General features: G+C 65.6%; 14 protein-coding genes and 1 pseudogene. 7 read left to right on the top strand and 8 right to left on the bottom strand.

The annotated features are described in order from the left end of the window. Nucleotides 1-125: 125 nt before the first annotated feature. From THIX_RS07975 to THIX_RS07960, 4 genes are all read right to left on the bottom strand, one after another. Nucleotides 126-821, bottom strand: a complete 696-nt coding sequence (locus tag THIX_RS07975) for a helix-turn-helix domain-containing protein (protein ID WP_233224454.1) — start codon at nucleotides 819-821, stop codon at nucleotides 126-128. Between the two features lie 382 nt (nucleotides 822-1,203). Further along, nucleotides 1,204-1,752 carry a phosphatase PAP2 family protein gene (locus tag THIX_RS07970; RefSeq protein ID WP_233224453.1) on the bottom strand — a complete coding sequence of 183 codons (549 nt, stop codon included), beginning with the start codon at nucleotides 1,750-1,752 and terminating at the stop codon, nucleotides 1,204-1,206. Nucleotides 1,753-2,009: 257 nt separating this feature from the next. After that, complete coding sequence (locus THIX_RS07965; RefSeq protein ID WP_112485807.1) at nucleotides 2,010-2,642, bottom strand: M23 family metallopeptidase; 633 nt, start codon at nucleotides 2,640-2,642, stop codon at nucleotides 2,010-2,012. Between the two features lie 17 nt (nucleotides 2,643-2,659). Then, on the bottom strand, nucleotides 2,660-3,403 hold the full coding sequence (locus THIX_RS07960) for a CPBP family intramembrane glutamic endopeptidase (protein WP_112485806.1): 744 nt from the start codon (nucleotides 3,401-3,403) through the stop codon (nucleotides 2,660-2,662). Nucleotides 3,404-3,538: 135 nt separating this feature from the next. On the opposite strand from THIX_RS07960, the gene THIX_RS07955 reads away from it, so the two are divergent. The 4 genes from THIX_RS07955 (at nucleotide 3,539) to glcF (ending at nucleotide 9,366) form a co-directional block, all read left to right on the top strand. Next, on the top strand, nucleotides 3,539-4,555 hold the full coding sequence (locus tag THIX_RS07955) for an IS110 family transposase (RefSeq protein WP_112485805.1): 1,017 nt from the start codon (nucleotides 3,539-3,541) through the stop codon (nucleotides 4,553-4,555). Nucleotides 4,556-5,196: 641 nt separating this feature from the next. Beyond that, nucleotides 5,197-6,690, top strand: a complete 1,494-nt coding sequence (locus THIX_RS07950; protein ID WP_112485804.1) for an FAD-linked oxidase C-terminal domain-containing protein — start codon at nucleotides 5,197-5,199, stop codon at nucleotides 6,688-6,690. A 238-nt stretch (nucleotides 6,691-6,928) separates the two neighbouring features. Further along, on the top strand, nucleotides 6,929-8,053 hold the full coding sequence (glcE, locus tag THIX_RS07945; RefSeq protein WP_112485803.1) for a glycolate oxidase subunit GlcE: 1,125 nt from the start codon (nucleotides 6,929-6,931) through the stop codon (nucleotides 8,051-8,053). Between the two features lie 86 nt (nucleotides 8,054-8,139). Then, complete coding sequence (gene glcF, locus THIX_RS07940) at nucleotides 8,140-9,366, top strand: glycolate oxidase subunit GlcF (RefSeq protein ID WP_112485802.1); 1,227 nt, start codon at nucleotides 8,140-8,142, stop codon at nucleotides 9,364-9,366. A gap of 42 nt (nucleotides 9,367-9,408) precedes the next feature. Here the strand turns inward: glcF and THIX_RS07935 are convergent, their stop codons facing one another. The 4 genes from THIX_RS07935 to lplT all read right to left on the bottom strand — a co-directional run bounded on the left by THIX_RS07935 (nucleotide 9,409) and on the right by lplT (nucleotide 13,407). Next, nucleotides 9,409-9,960, bottom strand: a complete 552-nt coding sequence (locus THIX_RS07935; RefSeq protein ID WP_112485801.1) for a glutathione peroxidase — start codon at nucleotides 9,958-9,960, stop codon at nucleotides 9,409-9,411. Further along, the gene (locus THIX_RS07930) at nucleotides 9,957-10,886 is read right to left on the bottom strand and encodes a DMT family transporter (protein WP_112485800.1); all 930 of its coding nucleotides are present in this window, start codon (nucleotides 10,884-10,886) and stop codon (nucleotides 9,957-9,959) included. The genes THIX_RS07935 and THIX_RS07930 overlap by 4 nt, the downstream gene beginning before the upstream one ends. A gap of 297 nt (nucleotides 10,887-11,183) precedes the next feature. Then, the gene (locus tag THIX_RS07925) at nucleotides 11,184-12,041 is read right to left on the bottom strand and encodes a TlpA disulfide reductase family protein (RefSeq protein ID WP_112485799.1); all 858 of its coding nucleotides are present in this window, start codon (nucleotides 12,039-12,041) and stop codon (nucleotides 11,184-11,186) included. A 40-nt stretch (nucleotides 12,042-12,081) separates the two neighbouring features. Beyond that, nucleotides 12,082-13,407, bottom strand: a complete 1,326-nt coding sequence (gene lplT / locus THIX_RS07920) for a lysophospholipid transporter LplT (RefSeq protein ID WP_112485798.1) — start codon at nucleotides 13,405-13,407, stop codon at nucleotides 12,082-12,084. A gap of 307 nt (nucleotides 13,408-13,714) precedes the next feature. Here lplT and THIX_RS07915 point away from each other — a divergent pair, with 307 nt between their 5' ends. From THIX_RS07915 to THIX_RS07905, 3 genes and pseudogenes are all read left to right on the top strand, one after another. Beyond that, nucleotides 13,715-14,908 (top strand): alanine racemase, encoded by a 1,194-nt coding sequence (locus THIX_RS07915; protein WP_112485797.1) that lies wholly within the window; start codon nucleotides 13,715-13,717, stop codon nucleotides 14,906-14,908. A gap of 21 nt (nucleotides 14,909-14,929) precedes the next feature. After that, entirely contained in the window at nucleotides 14,930-16,345 is a 1,416-nt protein-coding gene (gene radA / locus THIX_RS07910; RefSeq protein ID WP_112485796.1) for a DNA repair protein RadA, read from the top strand. 79 nt (nucleotides 16,346-16,424) lie between these two features. After that, a pseudogene (locus tag THIX_RS07905) lies at nucleotides 16,425-16,747 on the top strand (type II toxin-antitoxin system HicB family antitoxin). Nucleotides 16,748-16,770: the final 23 nt, after the last annotated feature.

Genomic DNA, 16,770 nt, shown 5'->3' with positions numbered 1-16,770 from the left:
TTTTATATACAGTCTTTAGCGGGTGCCCTGCCTCTTTGAGCGCCCCCAGGGTCGGCTCGCCGATCACGCCCCACGTAGGGGTCAAGGAAACTTGGGGCGGCCCTGCGTTTCCTTGAGAGGCCGCATCAACCATGCGCGGTGGAATTTCGCGTCCCAAAGCCCGACAAATGGCACCGTGGAGCCTGCCTTGCAGTCCGTTCATGCTCCGGCGGCGTCAGCAGAGCGGTCAGGCCGTCGCGGTTGGCGATGCGGACCTGGCGCTGCATCACCTCCAGGAGCCCATCGCGATGGAGGTGCGTCATCAACCTGCTGACCGTCTCCAGCTTCAAACCCAGATAGCTGGCGATGTCTTGCCGCGTCATGCTCAACACGAAGGCATCGGGCGAGAGCCCGCGCGCCCTGTAGCGTTGGGACAGATCGAGAAGGAAGCGCACCAGCCGCTCCTCGGCATGCATGCTGCCCAGGGCGAACTGGTTTTGCTGGGCGTTCGCCAGCCGGTTGCCGATCAGGCGATGAATCTGGTGCTGCAGGGCCGGCGATGAGGCGGCGTGCCGTTCCAGGATGCCGACATCGATTTCGCAGGCCTCGCTGTCTTCCAGCGCCACGCCATCGGTCGCGAAGGTTTTCATGGCGAAGCTCTCCAGCCCCATCAACTCTCCCGCGACGTGAAAGCCAACGATCTGTTGGCGTCCATCGGGGCTGCTGACCACCGGCTTGAACGAGCCCGCATGCACCGAGTAGAGTTTGTTGACCGGCTGGCCCGCCTTGAACAGCGCCTCGCCCTTGTGCATGCGCACCGTGGCTTGCATGATGTCGCGCATGCATGCCGATTCATCTTGAGGCAGTGCGATGGGCAGACAGAACCGGCTCTGGAAGCACTGCTCGCAAGGATGCGCTGCCGCGTTGCGACGACTGGGCGCAGGCATGATTTTCATCGGTGGCTCCCTGGCTGGACGGGAACGAACATCGCACAACTTGAATGTGATGTCCATCGTCGCCCATCCAGAAAGGACCGTGACGTCGGGCTGAACCATGGCGAATCCGCCGGCGCACGGTGTCCTATTCGCGCATCGTCGCCGTCGCCATGTCAGGCACTACGGCTTACAGCCCTTCGGGCCGGCGGCCGCATCGCACTTTCTTGGTTCTGCCTCACTTTGGCGTGGCCGAATCGCAGCCACCCGTCCCGCGCGATGCCCGCGGCACTCATTTGATCAACGCGAACGCCACCGTCGGCCATGCAACGCCCAGGCCGATGAAGATTCCGGCCAGCACATCGGTCGGATAGTGGTGGCCCGCGATGATCCGGCATACCGCGAGCAGCGCGACACCCAAGGTTGCCAGCGGCCACAGCCACGGCGCGTTGTGAACGATCGGCACAACGACGCAGGTCAGCGTCATGCAATGACCACTTGGAAACGCATAGCGGCCGAGTACACGCGTTCGCGCCGCAAGCGCCGGGTCGCGGTCGAAGGGGCGCGGGCGTTTCAGTCCGTGCTTCAGCAGGACATGCACGATGTGCGCAAGCAGCGTCGCCAAAACCGCTTGGCCGATCATCTGCCAGGCATTCCCACGCGCCAGCAGGTAGACCGCCACCGCGATCGGGAGATAGATCCAACCGTCGGCCAAGACGTTGACCATGCCGACGCCGAACCGCACCCAGCGCCATCGCCCCAGCGCAGCGAAGCGCCTGACGACCGGCAGTTCAAGGGTGTCGAGACGGTTCCAGCGTGGAGGCAATAAATAAGCATTCATGTTGGCGCGCACCCATGCTAGTTGAACCCAACCCATCGGCGCGGCCGCTGGAAAGCTATCCGTTCACACCCTTGATGTCACCGCCAGGTTGGGGCTCAATCAGAAACGTCCAGTGATTCGATGAACGGCTGCGCAGTGCGCCGTCAAGGACCGGCATTGCTTGACATGGGGGGGAAGCCCTTGTAGTTCAAGCAACCGGACCTGCGCGGCTTTTCGCGCAGGTCCGGTTGACCGTAGGGTTGGGCACCATCGGCACCTCACAACCGTAGATGGTCGCCATTTTTCAATCCATTGCGGACGACTGGCTCCCATTGTTTCTCGTTTCGTCTGCTTGCGGCGGAGATTGCAAAGGGCACAAGGTTCTTGAACAGAGGGAAGGGATCTGGGGTATTCATGACTTGGAAATGAAGATGAGGCTGAAGTGAAGACCCCGAATTTCCAACTTTGCCCAAAAGATCACCGTTGCGCGCGATGTCGCCGGGACGTACGCAGACGGAACCTTTCTTCAGATGTGCATAGAGCGGGTAGACGTCGCCGCATTTCAGAATGACGTAATTTCCTCCCAAGGCTGAGAATGGTGGAACCATTTTCGGACCAAATAGCATGAGCCGAAACAAGTCTCTGACCATACTGATGCGCTCCCTATCCGGTGCGCCATCGCTTGCCGCGACTACAGTTCCGTCCATGACCGAGAAAACAGGTTGATCCCATGCCAGAGTATTCTCGACTGTAATGGTGGAGGTAACGTGGCGGAGCAGACTCACATCTTTGTACGGCGACTTATTGTCATCAACAGCCAAGAAGTCAAACGCGAGTTTCGCGTGGCCTGGTGGGTTCATTATTGCCCATTGTCCATGCACAGGAGGATTGAGGACAAGAGACTGGCGCATCTTATGGTGTCCGACGTTCAAATTGAGGGACGCGCCGCTTTTGGCGCGTCCCTCTCGAATGCACGGTTAGCCGCCGCCATGACGAAAGCAGAAAAAATAACGATGTCCTGCAAGAAATGGATGAACCATGCCCAAAAAATACCATTTGTTTCGATCATCGACTTTGCCAGCAACCAGCCAAGAAACCCCGCCATTAATGCACCAACTATACCGTTAGGCATGCCACGAAGGTGCGGCGCGCCAAAGGCCGCAGCCGAAAAGAGGAGAATGTAGTTGGTATCAACGGAACCAACGAGCGGAACAATAATTCCGAGACGGTAAACCACCTCTTCCGAGAATGAATTAGTGAGGGAAAACAGTAGAACCCACGGCAGATAGGGAAGGGCTTGTTTTAGACCTTCTCCAGATTTACGGAACTGCAAATAGACGAAGGTCGATGTAGCGAGAGTGATAAAAAACGAGAGACTGGCTCCTACGCTAGCCCATGACTGATTATCCGAGATTCCCAGCCATGGCACTCCCTTGGCAGGTGCGGCAATTTTACCCGGTGTAAGGAACGACCAAAGATTTGCAGCATTCACGGAATAGAGGCAAAACAAAACCACCCCAGCCACGCTCAATAGTAGAGCTTGATATTTAGATTGGGTATTGATGTATTCCAGGACGCTTACAGAATATGGCGACTTGTTCGCGAAACGACCGAGGTTGAGGATAACTGCTGTAGCCCCAAGGACAATAACAGACGCAAGGGTGACTTCCATCCTTTTCTTCCTCCCTAGCGGCTAACGAATGAAAGGGACTTCCCCGTCCCGAACTGGGCGCCTTGCGGCAACCGGCAACTGAGTGCCACGATGGGAAGCGCTGTTTCTCATCAACGCATCCGGAAGGGGAAGACCATGGTGATTCTGAGCGTTGGCATTGATCTTGCCAAGTCTGTTTTTGCGGTGCACGGGGTCAACGAGGCTGGCAAAGCCGAACTACTGCGTCCGGCCGTGCCGCGCGACAAGCTGCATGAGCTGATCGCGGCGCTGCCGCCTTGCGTGATTGGCATGGAAGCCTGCTCGGGCGCGCACCACTGGGCCCGGCTGTTTCAGGCGTCGGGCCACACCGTGCGTCTGATCGCGCCGAAGTTCGTCACGCCCTACCGCATGAGCGGCAAGCGGGGCAAGAACGATGCGGCCGATGCTGCGGCGATCTGCGAAGCTGTGCGGCGCCCGCACATGCGCTTTGTGCCGATCAAGACCCTGGAACAGCAGTCTCTGCTGATGGTGCACCGGGCCCGGCAAGGCTTTGTCGAGCAGCGCACAGCCACACTCAACCGCATTCGCGGCTGCTTGAGCGAGTTCGGCATCGTGCTGCCGCTCAAGGCCGCCACCGTGCGCCGGCGTGCCTGCGACTGTCTGGAGGACCTGCCGGGTTACGCCAACATCGTCATTGGCGATCTCCTCAGCGAGGTCACCCGACTGGACGAGCGCATCACGCAGTACGACCAACACATCAAGGCCATGGCCAAGGAGGACGTGCGGGCCAAGCGCCTGATGCAACTCAGCGGTGTAGGCGAGACCACGGCAACCTGCATGTTGGCCATGATCGGCAACGGGCACGACTTCGATTGCGGTCGGCAGTTCGCCGCCTGGCTGGGTTTGGCGCCGGGCCAATACAGCTCGGGAGGCAAGACCCGGCTGGGGCGCATCACCAAAGCGGCGGACAGCGACTTGCGCATGCTGCTGATCCTGGGGGCTAGAGCCATGCTGGCGGCGGCCAAGAACAAGACCGATGCCACCAGCCGATGGGCTGTGGCCCTGGAGGCACGACGCGGCTACTGGAAGGCGGTGGTGGCCATTGCGGCGAAGAACGCACGCATGGCCTGGGCGGTGTTGCGTCAGGGCGAAGGCTTCGCGCTGCCGTCTTGAGCGCCGGGCCAGACAACGTGTCACGATGACATCAACTTCAGGAGAATTGCTTTCGACCGCCGCGTGACGGCAGGCGTTGATGACAACAGGTTTGGACCTGCGCGGGGCGTGACCGATGAACTCAAGGGCGGCCAGATTGCCGACTAACGAATGGGTCCCCCGCGTGCGGTTCTCATCAGGGTCCGTGGCAAATGACATGCCACACGAATGACCGTTTGTAGTTTGGCCAGTCCGCACCTTGTTGTTCCTCTTCGTCCCCTATGCCCGGCTGGTTGGCTTTGAATCAAGATGGAAAGATGGCCCGCTGCGCGGGCCACACCTCAACTTTTGCTTGACGTATGGGGAAGCCCTTGTAGTTTGATGCTAATCGTGCTCGGCTGGCTTTGAGCGCATCGAACGCGGTGTTTGCTGGCGATTTTTGTATCGAACTGTTTCGCGCCAGGCATGGGCTTCCCGCGATGCATGCGGCGTTTTTGCCGCGCCCGCACCGCCGCGCCACGCGCTTTACCCCCATCCCGATCAAGACAGCTTTGCCCGGCGTTCACGCCTGCGTCGGGTTTGTCCCTCATGCACTGCAACATGGGCTGCGCTATGGTTTGAAACAATCCATAAAACCAACTTGCGTTCACAAGCCCGCAACCATGAATGCCCCCATCCCCCAAGACCTCGCCGCGCGCGCGAGGCGCCAAGCCGAGGTGGTGGCCGCCCTGACGGACGTGCTGCCTGCCTCCTGCCTGCTGTGGCAGCGCGAGGATGTAACCCCCTACGAATGCGACGGCCTGTCCGTCTACCGGCAGAAGCCGATGGTCGTGGCGCTGCCGGAGACCGAGGCCCAGGTGGCCGCGGTGTTGCGCGTTTGCCACCACCTGCACGTGCCCGTGGTGGCGCGCGGCGCGGGCACCGGGCTGTCGGGCGGGGCGCTGCCGCATGCCGAGGGCGTGCTGCTGGCGCTCTCGCGCTTCAACCGCATCAAGGCCATCGACAAGCTGGCGCGCACGGCCACGGTGGAATGCGGCGTGCGCAACCTGGCCATTTCCGAAGCCGCCGCGCCCCACGGCCTGTACTATGCGCCCGACCCCTCCAGCCAGATCGCCTGCACCATCGGTGGCAACGTGGCGGAGAACTCCGGCGGCGTGCATTGCCTGAAATACGGCCTCACCGTGCACAACGTGCTGCAAGTGCGCGGCTACACCGTGGAGGGCGAGCCCATCACGGTGGGCAATCTGGCCGGCGACTGCGCGGGGCCGGATCTTCTGGCCGTGGTCATCGGCAGCGAGGGCATGCTGATGGTCGTCACCGAAGTCACCGTCAAGCTCATTCCGAAGCCTGTGCTGGCGCGCTGCATCATGGCCAGCTTCGACGATCTGCGCAAGGCCGGCGACGCCGTGGCCAGCCTGATCGCCGACGGCATCATCCCGGCCGGGCTGGAGATGATGGACAAGCCCATGACGGCGGCGGTCGAGTCCTTCGTCCACGCCGGCTACGACCTGGACGCCGCCGCCATTCTGCTGTGCGAGTCCGACGGCACGCCGGAGGAGGTGGAGGAGGAAATCGGCCGCATGCTCGCCGTGCTGCAAGGCTGCGGCGCCACGGCCCTGACCATCAGCCGCGACGAGGCCGAGCGCCTGCGCTTCTGGAGCGGGCGCAAGAACGCCTTCCCCGCCTCGGGCCGCATCTCGCCCGACTACTACTGCATGGACGGCACCATCCCGCGCAAGCGCATCGCCGACATGTTGCTGGCCATCCAGGGCATGGAGCGCGAGTTCGCGCTGCGCTGCGTCAACGTGTTCCATGCCGGCGACGGCAATTTGCACCCGCTGATCTTGTTCGACGCCAACCAGACCGGCGAACTGGAGCGCGCCGAGGCCTTCGGCGCGAAAATCCTGGAGGCCTGCGTCGAGATGGGCGGCTCCATCACCGGCGAGCATGGCGTGGGGCTGGAAAAAATCAACTCCATGTGCGTGCAGTTCAGCCCCGAGGAACTCGAACAGTTCCTGGCCATGCGCCGCGCCTTCGACCCCGCCGAGCACCTCAACCCGGGCAAGAACATCCCCAGCCACGCGCGTTGCGCCGAGTACGGCAAGATGCATGTGCGCGGCGGGCGCGTGGCGTTTCCGGAGCTGCCACGCTTTTGAGCCGCGCACTCACCCCGCCCGGAGCGCTTCTGTTTCTCCTCCACAAACTGCGGTGGACGGAAAGGGACCGTGATGGCAACCAGCACGTCGCGCAGCGCTGTTCTCACCTCCCCCACTGGTGGGGGAGGCCGGGAGGGGGAGCCGCGATGCGCAACAACCCTCCCTTCCCCAACCCTCCCCACGCCGTGTGGAGGGCGTGAACCCCAGGACTCGATCCACCCTTTCATCGCCTGAACCCGTGAACCCATCCGACACACTCGCCACCCTGCAAGAGCAGGTGCGGCAGGCAGCAGCCAACCACACCCCGCTTGCCGTACGCGGCGGCGGCAGCAAATCCTGGCTCAACCCTGCCTCGCGCCAAGCGCGCACCGGCACCATGCTGGACCTGCATGCCTACGCCGGCATCGTCAGCTACGAGCCCACCGAACTCGTCGTCACCGCCCGCGCCGGCACACCGCTGGCCGAGCTGGAAGCCCTGCTTGCGACCCAAGGCCAATGCCTGCCGTTCGACCCGCCCCATTTCGCCCACACCGGCGCCCGCGCCACGGTGGGCGGCATGGTGGCGGCAGGGCTTGCCGGTCCCGCCCGCCAGGGCGCCGGCGCGGTGCGCGACTATGTGCTGGGCGCGGTGCTGCTGAGCGGCCGCGCCGAGGTGCTGCATTTCGGCGGCCAGGTGATGAAGAACGTCGCCGGCTTCGACGTCTCGCGCCTGCTGGTGGGGTCGATGGGCTCGCTCGGCGCCATTCTGGAAGTCTCGCTCAAGGTGCTGCCGCGCGCCCCGGCCGACGCCACGCTGGTGTTCGAGATGAGCAAGGAGCGCGCGATCGAGCAGGTCAACCTCTGGGGCGGCCAGCCGCTGCCCATCGCCGCCAGCGCCTGGTGCTGTGGCGGCGATGGCTCCGATCACCACCTCCACCTGCGCCTGCGCGGCGCACAGGCTGCAGTGGCCGCCGCCTGCGCCCGTCTGGGTGGGCAGCGCGTGGACGATGCCGCGGCAGCCGCGTTGTGGCAAGGCCTGCGCGAGCAAACCCTGCCCTGGTTCGCCACCACCTGGGCGCAACCCGGAGCCGCCGGCGAAGCCCTGTGGCGCCTGGCGGTGCCGCCCACCACACCGCCCATGCGCCTGCAGGGCGATCTGCTCATCGAATGGGGCGGCGCCCAGCGCTGGCTCAAAACCGCACTGCCCGCCGCCGTGATGCGCGAAGCCGCCGCACGGGCCGGTGGCCACGCCACGCGCTTTCGCGGCGGCGACCCGGACACGCCGGTGTTCACCCCGCCAGCGCCGCCGCTGGACCGCATCCACCGCGAGATCAAGCGCGCCTTCGATCCTCACGGCATCTTTCCGACGGTGATGGCCGGCTGAACCCAGCGCCGACGACCTCCCGCCCTTCGCGTCTCACCGCCCCCGCCTCACCGCCTCCGCCTCACCGACCCCTCCTTCCTGCCTTCATGGAAACCCGACTCTCCCCCGAATTCGCCGGCACGCCCGACGGCCAGCAGGCCCAGAGCATCCTGCGCGCCTGCGTGCATTGCGGTTTTTGCACCGCCACCTGCCCCACCTACCAGTTGCTGGGCGACGAACTGGATGGCCCGCGCGGACGCATCTACCTCATCAAGCAGGTGCTCGAAGGCGCCGCGCCCACGCGCAGCACCCAGCAGCATCTGGACCGCTGCCTCACCTGCCGCAATTGCGAAACCGCCTGCCCCTCCGGCGTGGCCTACGGCCAGTTGGTGGACATCGGCCGCCGTGTGGTGGACGCCAAGGTGCAGCGCCCAATGGCTGAACGCGCCAAACGCTGGGCGCTGAAAGAAGGCCTCACCTCGCCGCTGTTCGGCACGGCGATGAAGCTCGGCCAGGCGCTCAAGCCGCTGGTGCCCAAATCGCTGAGAGAGAAGGTGCCGCCGGCGACACCGGCCAGCGCCTGGCCGACGCGCGAACACGCGCGCAAGGTGCTGATGCTGGCCGGCTGCGTGCAACCGGCCATGGCGCCGAACATCAACGCCGCCACCGCCCGCGTGCTCGACGCCCTGGGGGTGCAGGCGCTGGTGGCCGAAGGTGCCGGCTGCTGCGGCGCCATCCGCCAGCACCTGAGCGACCACGACGGGGCGCTGGCCGACATGCGCCGCAACATCGACGCCTGGTGGCCACAAGTCGAGCGTGGCATGGTCGAGGCCATCGTCGTCAATGCCTCAGGCTGCGGCGTGCTGGTGAAGGACTACGGCCGTGAACTGCGGCACGATCCGGCCTATGCCGACAAGGCCGCACGCATCTCCGCACTCGCACGCGACCCGATCGAATTCCTCGCCGCGCACGGCGAGCACATCGCCGCCAAGCTCCGGCACAAGCCGGCCGAAAACCTGGCCTGGCACCCGCCCTGCACCTTGCAACATGGCCAGCGCCTGGGCGGGCAGGTGGAAGCGCTGCTGCGCGGCCTGGGTTTCAGCGTCAGCCTGCCGGCGGAGAGCCACCTGTGCTGCGGCTCGGCCGGCACCTACTCCGTGCTGCAGGCGGATTTGTCGAAACAGTTGCGCGAGCGCAAGCTCAAGCACCTGGCGCATGTGGCGCCGCAGCGCATCCTCAGCGCCAACATCGGCTGCATCCAACACTTGCAAGCCGGCACCACCATGCCGGTGCAGCACTGGCTGGAGTTCCTCGACGAAGCCTTGCGGAACTGAGAGCGGGCCGAACCGTGTCGAACTGGACCGACCCTGGCCGGATCAACCGGCAGCCACGGGTGCCGACACAGGGTTGTCCAGCGCGATCTCGATGTCGGCCCGCAGCGCATCCGGCTGGGTCTGCGGCGCGTAGCGGCGGATCACCTGACCGTCGCGGCCAACCAGGAATTTGGTGAAATTCCATTTGACGGCTTCGGTGCCGAGCACGCCGCTGGCCTGGTCCTTGAGCCAGCGCCACAGCGGGTGGGTATGGGCGCCGTTGACATCGATCTTGTCGAACAGCGGAAATTCGACGCCGTAGTTGATGCTGCAAAACTGGGCGATCTGTTCCGGCGTGCCCGGCTCCTGCGCGCCAAACTGGTTGCAGGGAAAGGCCAGAACCTCGAAGCCCCGGTCGCGGTAGGCGTGGTGCAGCGCCTGCAGCCCGGCGTATTGCGGCGTGAAGCCGCAGGCGCTGGCGGTGTTGACGATGAGCAGCACCTTGCCGCGCCATTGCGCCAGCGACTGCGCCTGGCCGTGGATGTCGGTGGCGCTGAAGTCGAACACGCTGGGTGTTGCAGGTTTCGTGGTGATATCGGTGTCGGCGGCGCTCATATCGGAGTCTCCCGGGGCGAATGTTGCTGCGGTGGCTGCGGCGGCAGCGCCGGTTGGCGCCAGGCCGCGAGCAGGATGGCCAGCAAAATGAGGCTACCACCGATCAGCGCCTGCACGCTGAGTTGCTCGGCCCCCAGCAGCACCGCGCTGCCGCTGGCGAAGACGATCTCCACCGTCATCACCACCGCCGTGAGGCTGGACGGCAGGCGCTCCGCGCCATATTGCAGGCCGAGGTTGGCGGCGAGAAAGGCCAGCGCCAACAAGCCCACGGCCAACACCAGTGGCAGCGTCGGCACGGGCAGGCCGCTGGCCACGCCAGCGGCCGCCAGCGCCGACGCCAAGCCACCGGCCACCAGCGTGCCGCCGGCGAACATCGCCAAGCCGCGCGCCTCCGGCGGCGTATGCGCATACTTGCGCAACAGCACGTTGTTGAGGGCGAAGGTCATGCCGCCCACCACGCCCAGCCAGTCGGCCGGATGCTGCGGCAGCGGCAAGCCGCCGCCCGGCGGCCACAGCACCACCATCGCCCCGGCCAAGGCCAGCACCAGCCGCAACCCCACCAGCGGCGTGAGCCGCTCCTGCAGCAGCCAGCGCGCCAGCAGCGTCGCCCACACCGGCATGAGGTAGAACAGCAGCACCACCCGCACCACATCTCCTTCGGTCACGCCCCAGTTGAACGCGGCGTTGGTCGCGCCCGAAGACAACAGAATCAGCCACAGCGCAGGGTTGCGCAGCAGCGCGCCCAAAACCCGAGGCCGCGCCAACAGAATGGCTGCCGTGCTCAGCCCATAGATCGCCGCCGTTGCCCACAAGGGATTCAAGCCCAGCGCCCGGAGGTCGCGAAACGGCCACCACGACACGCCCCAAACGAAGGCGTTGAGCATCAGGCCGCTGATGGCGGCCAGGGTTTGGCGGGACGTGTGCATACAGAGAAGTGGAGTCCGCTCGGTGAGCGGAGAAAACATGCAGATCGGTGGGTGGGCAACGTCTTGTTTCGTCCTCCTGCCGCAAGGCGAAGCAAGGTCGCGCACCACCAGCAAGCTTAGGGCAACGCTGAACAAGTCCCTCGTGCGCATCGCGTCCGCGCCTCGGGCGGTCTGCGGCGTTGCAAATCCGCGCCATAGCTTGGGCTATGGCTGTGGTTTGCGCCTTGCATCCCATCCCGATGCAAGGCGAGTTGCATCACGGGAACTTGTTCAGCATCGCCTTAGGTGAAGGACGTCTTAGTTCCCGCCCAGTTCCGCAATACCCTGCTGCAGCGTCGCGGCCGACAGTTCGCCGATATGCATGCGCTGCACCTTGCCGTCTGCGGCGATGAACAGAGTGGTGGGCAGGCCGGGGGACTGGTAGTACGACAGCAGGCGGCTGTCGGGGTCGAGCAGCACCTCGGAGGGCGCGAGTTTTTCGCGGCGCAGGAAGTCGGCGACGCGCTGTGCCGATTCGCCCTCGTTCACCAGCACGATGCGCACGTTGTGTTCCTGCCGCGCGGCCTGCACCAGGGTGGGCAGTTCGCGCCGGCAGGGCGGGCACCAGGTGGCCCAGAGGTTGAGCACCAGCGGCTTGCCTTCCAGGCTTCGCAGCGCGACCTCGCCGCCGGGGCGCGCCAGGGCGAGAGCAGCCCCCTCAGGCGCATTCCCCGCCTCGCCGCCCAAGCGCTGCAGACTGAGCTGCGGCAGTGGCGGCCGGGGTGGCTGCACCGCCTGCAACAAGGCACCGGCTGCCAGGATGACGGCCGCACCGGTTGCCGCGCTCATCGGCAGGCTGCGCCGTAGCGTGGGCCGGCGCCAGGCCCAGAACGCCACGCCAAGCACGGCAGCCGCCCAGCCCGCCACAGGCGTGAAGCCGCGGTCGCGGATGTCCAGCATGGACAGCATCGTGGGGTAGTTCGCCAGGTGCTGCGCAACGAAGACCGCGCGCGCCGCCACCAGGGCCAGCACCAGCAGGGGCAGCAAAGCCGGCTCCGCATGGCCCTGGCCTTTGCGCTGCGCCGCGCCGGCCACAAACACCGCCACGGTGTAGCCCAGCACCAGGATGAGCGGTCCCCAGGGCAGCACCAGGGGGCCGATGCGTAGCGCGTCCATCAGGTGGCGGCAGTTGGGTTCAACCGTGAGGATGATGGGCTCAATGCCCGGACTCGTGGCGCGGCTCGCCGATGATCTGGGTCCAGTCGCGCTCGCGCATATTGCGCTTGTTCCACTGCATCACCAGCCACATGGCGCCGACCACGAACACGCCGAACAGGCCGATGATCCACTGGATATGCAGGTTCAGTTTGATGAGCAGGGCGTACACCGACAGCATGACCAGCACGCTGACGTTCTCGTTGAAGTTCTGCACCGCAATCGAATGCCCGGCCGACAACAGCACATAGCCGCGGTGCTGCAGCAGCGCGTTCATCGGCACCACGAAGTAACCGGCCATGGCGCCGATGGCGACCATGAACACGCCGGCCAGCACCAGATAGAGCGGCAGATGCAGGCTGCCGACGCTGAACTGCAGGTCGGGTACCAGGCTGCGCGTATACAGCGACAGCACCATGCACAGAATGCCCATGCCCATGCCCATGGGCAGCACGGTCAGGCTCTTTTTCAGCGGCACGCGGGTGGCGGCCAGTATGGCGCCTGCCGCCACGCCGAATGCCACGGTGGCTTGCAGCGTGGCGGCTTTGCTCAGGTCCAGCCCCAGGGCGTACTCGGCCCACTTGATGACGATGAATTGCAGCGTGGCGCCTGCGCCCCAGAACAGCGTGGTCACGGCCATGGAAATCTGCCCCAGCTTGTCGGTCCACAGCACCTTGGTGCAGTGGATGAACTCGACCAGTTGCTTCGCCGGGTTGGCGGTCTGGTGCGGGTAGCGGGCGCCGGTGTCGGGAATTTTCAGATTGCACAGCGCGGCGATGATGTAGACAAAGACGATGACCCCAAGCGCCGCCTCGGCCGCGGTGTTGATGCCCAGGTGCGCGAGACCCGGCAGACCCAGCAGATAACGGCTGGCCATCTGGCTCACCAGAAAGCCGCCGAACACGGTGCCGAGAATGATGGAGCCCACCGTGGTGCCCTCGATCCAGCCATTGGCCGCCACCAGTTGTTGCGGTGGCAGCAACTCGGTGAGGATGCCGTACTTGGCCGGCGAGTAGGCTGCGGCGCCGAGGCCGACCACGCCGTAAGCCAGCAACGGGTGGACGCTGGCGAGCATGAGCATGAGTCCGACGACCTTCACCAGATTGGTGATGAACATGACCCTGCCCTTCATCATCGAGTCGGCGAAGGCGCCGACGAACGGCGCCAGCACCACGTAGGACACGGTGAAAAAAAACTTCAGCAGCGGCGTCATCCAGCCCGGAGCCTGCAGTTGCAGCAGCAAGGCGATGGAGGCGATGAGCAACGCGTTGTCGGCCAGCGACGAAAAGAACTGCGCGGCCATGATCCAGTAAAAGCCTTTTTTCATTATCTCGATCGCAGTTGCATCACGGGTGTCGCCGGTCGCGCGGGCGGCCCTGCGCTTGTCTCCCCCAGCCTGTTGCTCGCTGCCGCCAGGCTGCGGCTTTCGAGAAAACGGAGTGCCCCGAAATTTTCTCGATCCCCACGGGGCGGCTGCGCTAAGTTGCAGGTCTGGGGGCGGTTTATAGCACAGCGGTCGAGCCAGGATTTCTGCCAAACTACACTGCGCTTCCACCTCCCGCACACCCCCTGCACGCCTCCTGGTCACCACCTGCACGACCCCATCACGAGCACGGCAACGCCCTGCGCCCCCCATGCCACGCCCCATTCAAGCCACCATCCACCCCGAGGCCCTGACCCATAACCTGGCGCGCGCGCGCCTGGCGGCGCCGCAGGCGAAGGTGTGGGCGGTGGTGAAGGCCAATGCCTATGGGCATGGCATCGAGCGCGCGTTCGCGGCCTTGCGCGCGGCCGACGGCTTTGCCCTGCTCGACCTGGCCGAGGCCGAAGCCCTGCGCGCCCTGGGCTGGGGCGGTCCCATCCTGCTGCTGGAAGGCTGTTTCGGCGCGGACGACCTGCAGCTTTGCGAGCGCCTCAACCTGTGGCATGTGGTGCACGACGTGGCCCAGCTCAACTGGCTGGCGGCTCGGCGCAAACCCCGCGCGCACCGCGTGTATCTCAAGATGAACACGGGCATGAACCGGCTGGGCTTCACGCCCGCGCAGTACCGCGCCGCGTGGGAGCGGCTGCAGCAATGCCCGGCCGTGGGCGAGATCACCCACATGACCCATTTCGCCACCGCCGACGGCCCGCAAGGCACGGCCGATGCGTTCGACTTGTTCCAGCGCTGCATGGGCGACCTGCCGGGCGAGCGCAGCCTGTGCAATTCGGCAGCGTTGTTGCGCCATGGTCAGGGGCGCCGCCCGGCGGATGGGGTGCTCAAGCTCGCCGCGCATGCCACCCGCACCGCAAGCACCGCACAAGCCGCCGAACAAGAAGCGCCCCAAGCCGCCATTCTGGGCGACTGGGTTCGTCCCGGCATCATGCTCTACGGCGGCTCGCCCACCGGCCTGGCGTCCGATGCGAAGGCCTGGGATCTGCACCCGGCCATGAGCCTCGTCACCCGCATCGTCGGCGTGCAGCAGATTCCCGCCGGTGCCAGCGTGGGCTACGGCGCCGCCTTCACCTCCGAGCAGCCGATGCGCATCGGCGCGGCCGCCGTGGGCTATGCCGACGGCTACCCGCGCCATGCGCCCACCGGCACGCCCATCGTGGTGGACGGCATCCGCACCCGCATCGTCGGCCGCGTGTCGATGGACATGGTCACCGTGGACCTCGACCCCGTGCGCGCCGCCGGACGCGCCGCCGACGTCGGCAGCCCGGTGCTGTGCTGGGGCCGCCACAACGGCGTCGAGTTGCCCATCGACGAAGTCGCCGCCGCCGCTGGAACCCTGGGCTACGAATTGATGTGCGCCCTGGCCTTGCGCGTACCCGTGCAAGTGGAGTGAGGGGCATGGTCACGCCGCATCATGGCTAAACCCCAAACCGTCTACGTCTGCTCCGAATGCGGCGGCAAGAACGCCAAGTGGCAGGGCCGCTGCTCGCATTGCGAGGCCTGGAACACGCTGGTGGAAACGGTGGAGAGCGCGGCGTCCGGCCCCCGCCCCGGCGCGCGGCATGGCGCGGCGGCAGCGCAGTTCGCCGCACGCGGCGGGCTGGCCGTCCCCAGCGGGCCCATTCTGCTCACCGAGGTGCAGGCCGAGCGCCATCGCCACCAGCCCAGCGGCATCGATGAACTCGACCGCGTGCTCGGCGGCGGCCTCGTGCCCGGCGGCGTGCTGCTGCTGGGCGGCGACCCGGGCATCGGCAAGTCCACGCTGCTGCTGCAGGTTCTCGCGGGGCTGGCGACCACCTTGCCGGTGCTCTATATCAGTGGCGAAGAATCCGCCGCGCAAGTCGCGCTGCGGGCGCAGCGCCTGGGGCTGAAAGACGCCCCGGTGCGACTGATGGCCGAAACGCAGTTGGAGGTCATGCTCGACACCCTGGCGAATGAACGCCCCGCCGTGGCGGTGATTGACTCCATCCAGACCGTCTACACCGAGGCCTTGTCATCCGCCCCCGGCTCCGTCTCGCAGGTGCGTGAATGCGCGGCGCAGCTCACCCGCGCCGCCAAAACCAGCGGCATCACCCTGGTGTTCGTCGGCCACGTCACCAAGGAAGGCGCGCTCGCCGGGCCGCGCGTGCTGGAGCACATGGTCGATACCGTGCTGTATTTCGAGGGCGACACGCAGTCGCGCTTCCGCCTCATTCGCGCCATCAAAAACCGCTTCGGCGCGGTGAACGAACTCGGCGTGTTCGCCATGACCGAGCATGGTCTCAAAGGCGTGTCCAACCCCTCGGCCATCTTTCTCTCCACCCATGCCGAACCCGTGCCCGGCACCTGCGTGCTCGCCACGCTGGAAGGCACGCGCCCGCTGCTGGTGGAAGTGCAGGCGCTGGTGGACAGCGCCGCCGCGCCCAGCCCGAGGCGCCTGTGCGTCGGCCTGGACGCCGCGCGCCTGGCCATGCTGCTCGCCGTGCTGCACCGCCACGCCGGCGTGGCCAGCGGCGATCAGGACGTGTTCGTCAACGCCGTGGGTGGCGTGCGCATCACCGAACCCGCCGCCGACCTCGCCGTGCTGCTCGCCATCCAGAGTTCGCTACGCAACCGCCCCCTGCCCCGCGGCCTGCTCGCCTTCGGCGAAGTGGGCCTGGCCGGCGAAATCCGCCCCGCCCCCCGCGGCCAGGAACGCCTGCGCGAAGCCGCCAAGCTCGGCTTCTCCATCGCCATCATCCCGGCAGCGAATGCACCCAAGGGCGCGGGCAGACAGTTCGAGGGGCTGGAACTGCACCCGGTGTCGCGCATCGATGAGGCGCTGGAGGTGGTGCGGGGGTTGCAGGGGTAACAACGCGACAGCTCCCAAAAGCGCTTCGTACCGAGTTCGGCAGTGCTCCTTGCCATCGGGAAACTAGAGGGTTTTCACCATGAGCGTTGACCACTACACCTATCGCGTCGCCTGGTCGCCGGAGGATGGCGTGCATGTCGGCTTGTGCGCCGAGTTTCCTTCCCTCTCCTGGCTGGCTTCGACGCCCGAAGCGGCCTTGAAAGGGATCGGCAAGTTGTGGCCGAAGCCGTGGCCGATCTGCTAGCCAGCGGCGAAGACATTCCGGCTCCGCTTGCCGAGAAGCATGACAGCGGCGAGTTCCGGGTTCGCATTCCGCCGGAAGTTCACCGCGCCTTGGCCTTGCAAGCTGCTGAACAGCACGTCAGCCTGAACCGCCTCGCCAGCGCGAAACTGGCGGCTTAAAGATTTTTGGCTTGGTTGGACGC

It is taken from the genome of Thiomonas sp. X19, from assembly GCF_900089495.1.
In the GTDB taxonomy this organism is placed as follows: Bacteria; Pseudomonadota; Gammaproteobacteria; order Burkholderiales; family Burkholderiaceae_C; genus Thiomonas_A.
Note: the sequence above shows the minus strand (reverse complement) of the source record. Positions and strands in the feature narration are given on the sequence as shown.

Bases quoted from the DNA above. Each gene is read 5' to 3' on its own strand.
- THIX_RS07965 (WP_112485807.1), bottom strand. From the start codon at position 2,642: ATGCGCCAGTCTCTTGTCCTCAATCCTCCTGTGCATGGACAATGGGCA.
- THIX_RS07970 (WP_233224453.1), bottom strand. From the start codon at position 1,752: ATGAATGCTTATTTATTGCCTCCACGCTGGAACCGTCTCGACACCCTT.
- lplT (WP_112485798.1), bottom strand. From the start codon at position 13,407: ATGAAAAAAGGCTTTTACTGGATCATGGCCGCGCAGTTCTTTTCGTCG.
- glcF (WP_112485802.1), top strand. From the start codon at position 8,140: ATGGAAACCCGACTCTCCCCCGAATTCGCCGGCACGCCCGACGGCCAG.
- radA (WP_112485796.1), top strand. From the start codon at position 14,930: ATGGCTAAACCCCAAACCGTCTACGTCTGCTCCGAATGCGGCGGCAAG.
- THIX_RS07935 (WP_112485801.1), bottom strand. From the start codon at position 9,960: ATGAGCGCCGCCGACACCGATATCACCACGAAACCTGCAACACCCAGC.
- THIX_RS07950 (WP_112485804.1), top strand. From the start codon at position 5,197: ATGAATGCCCCCATCCCCCAAGACCTCGCCGCGCGCGCGAGGCGCCAA.
- THIX_RS07975 (WP_233224454.1), bottom strand. From the start codon at position 821: ATGCGCGACATCATGCAAGCCACGGTGCGCATGCACAAGGGCGAGGCG.
- THIX_RS07955 (WP_112485805.1), top strand. From the start codon at position 3,539: ATGGTGATTCTGAGCGTTGGCATTGATCTTGCCAAGTCTGTTTTTGCG.
- THIX_RS07915 (WP_112485797.1), top strand. From the start codon at position 13,715: ATGCCACGCCCCATTCAAGCCACCATCCACCCCGAGGCCCTGACCCAT.
- THIX_RS07930 (WP_112485800.1), bottom strand. From the start codon at position 10,886: ATGCACACGTCCCGCCAAACCCTGGCCGCCATCAGCGGCCTGATGCTC.
- THIX_RS07960 (WP_112485806.1), bottom strand. From the start codon at position 3,403: ATGGAAGTCACCCTTGCGTCTGTTATTGTCCTTGGGGCTACAGCAGTT.
- THIX_RS07925 (WP_112485799.1), bottom strand. From the start codon at position 12,041: ATGGACGCGCTACGCATCGGCCCCCTGGTGCTGCCCTGGGGACCGCTC.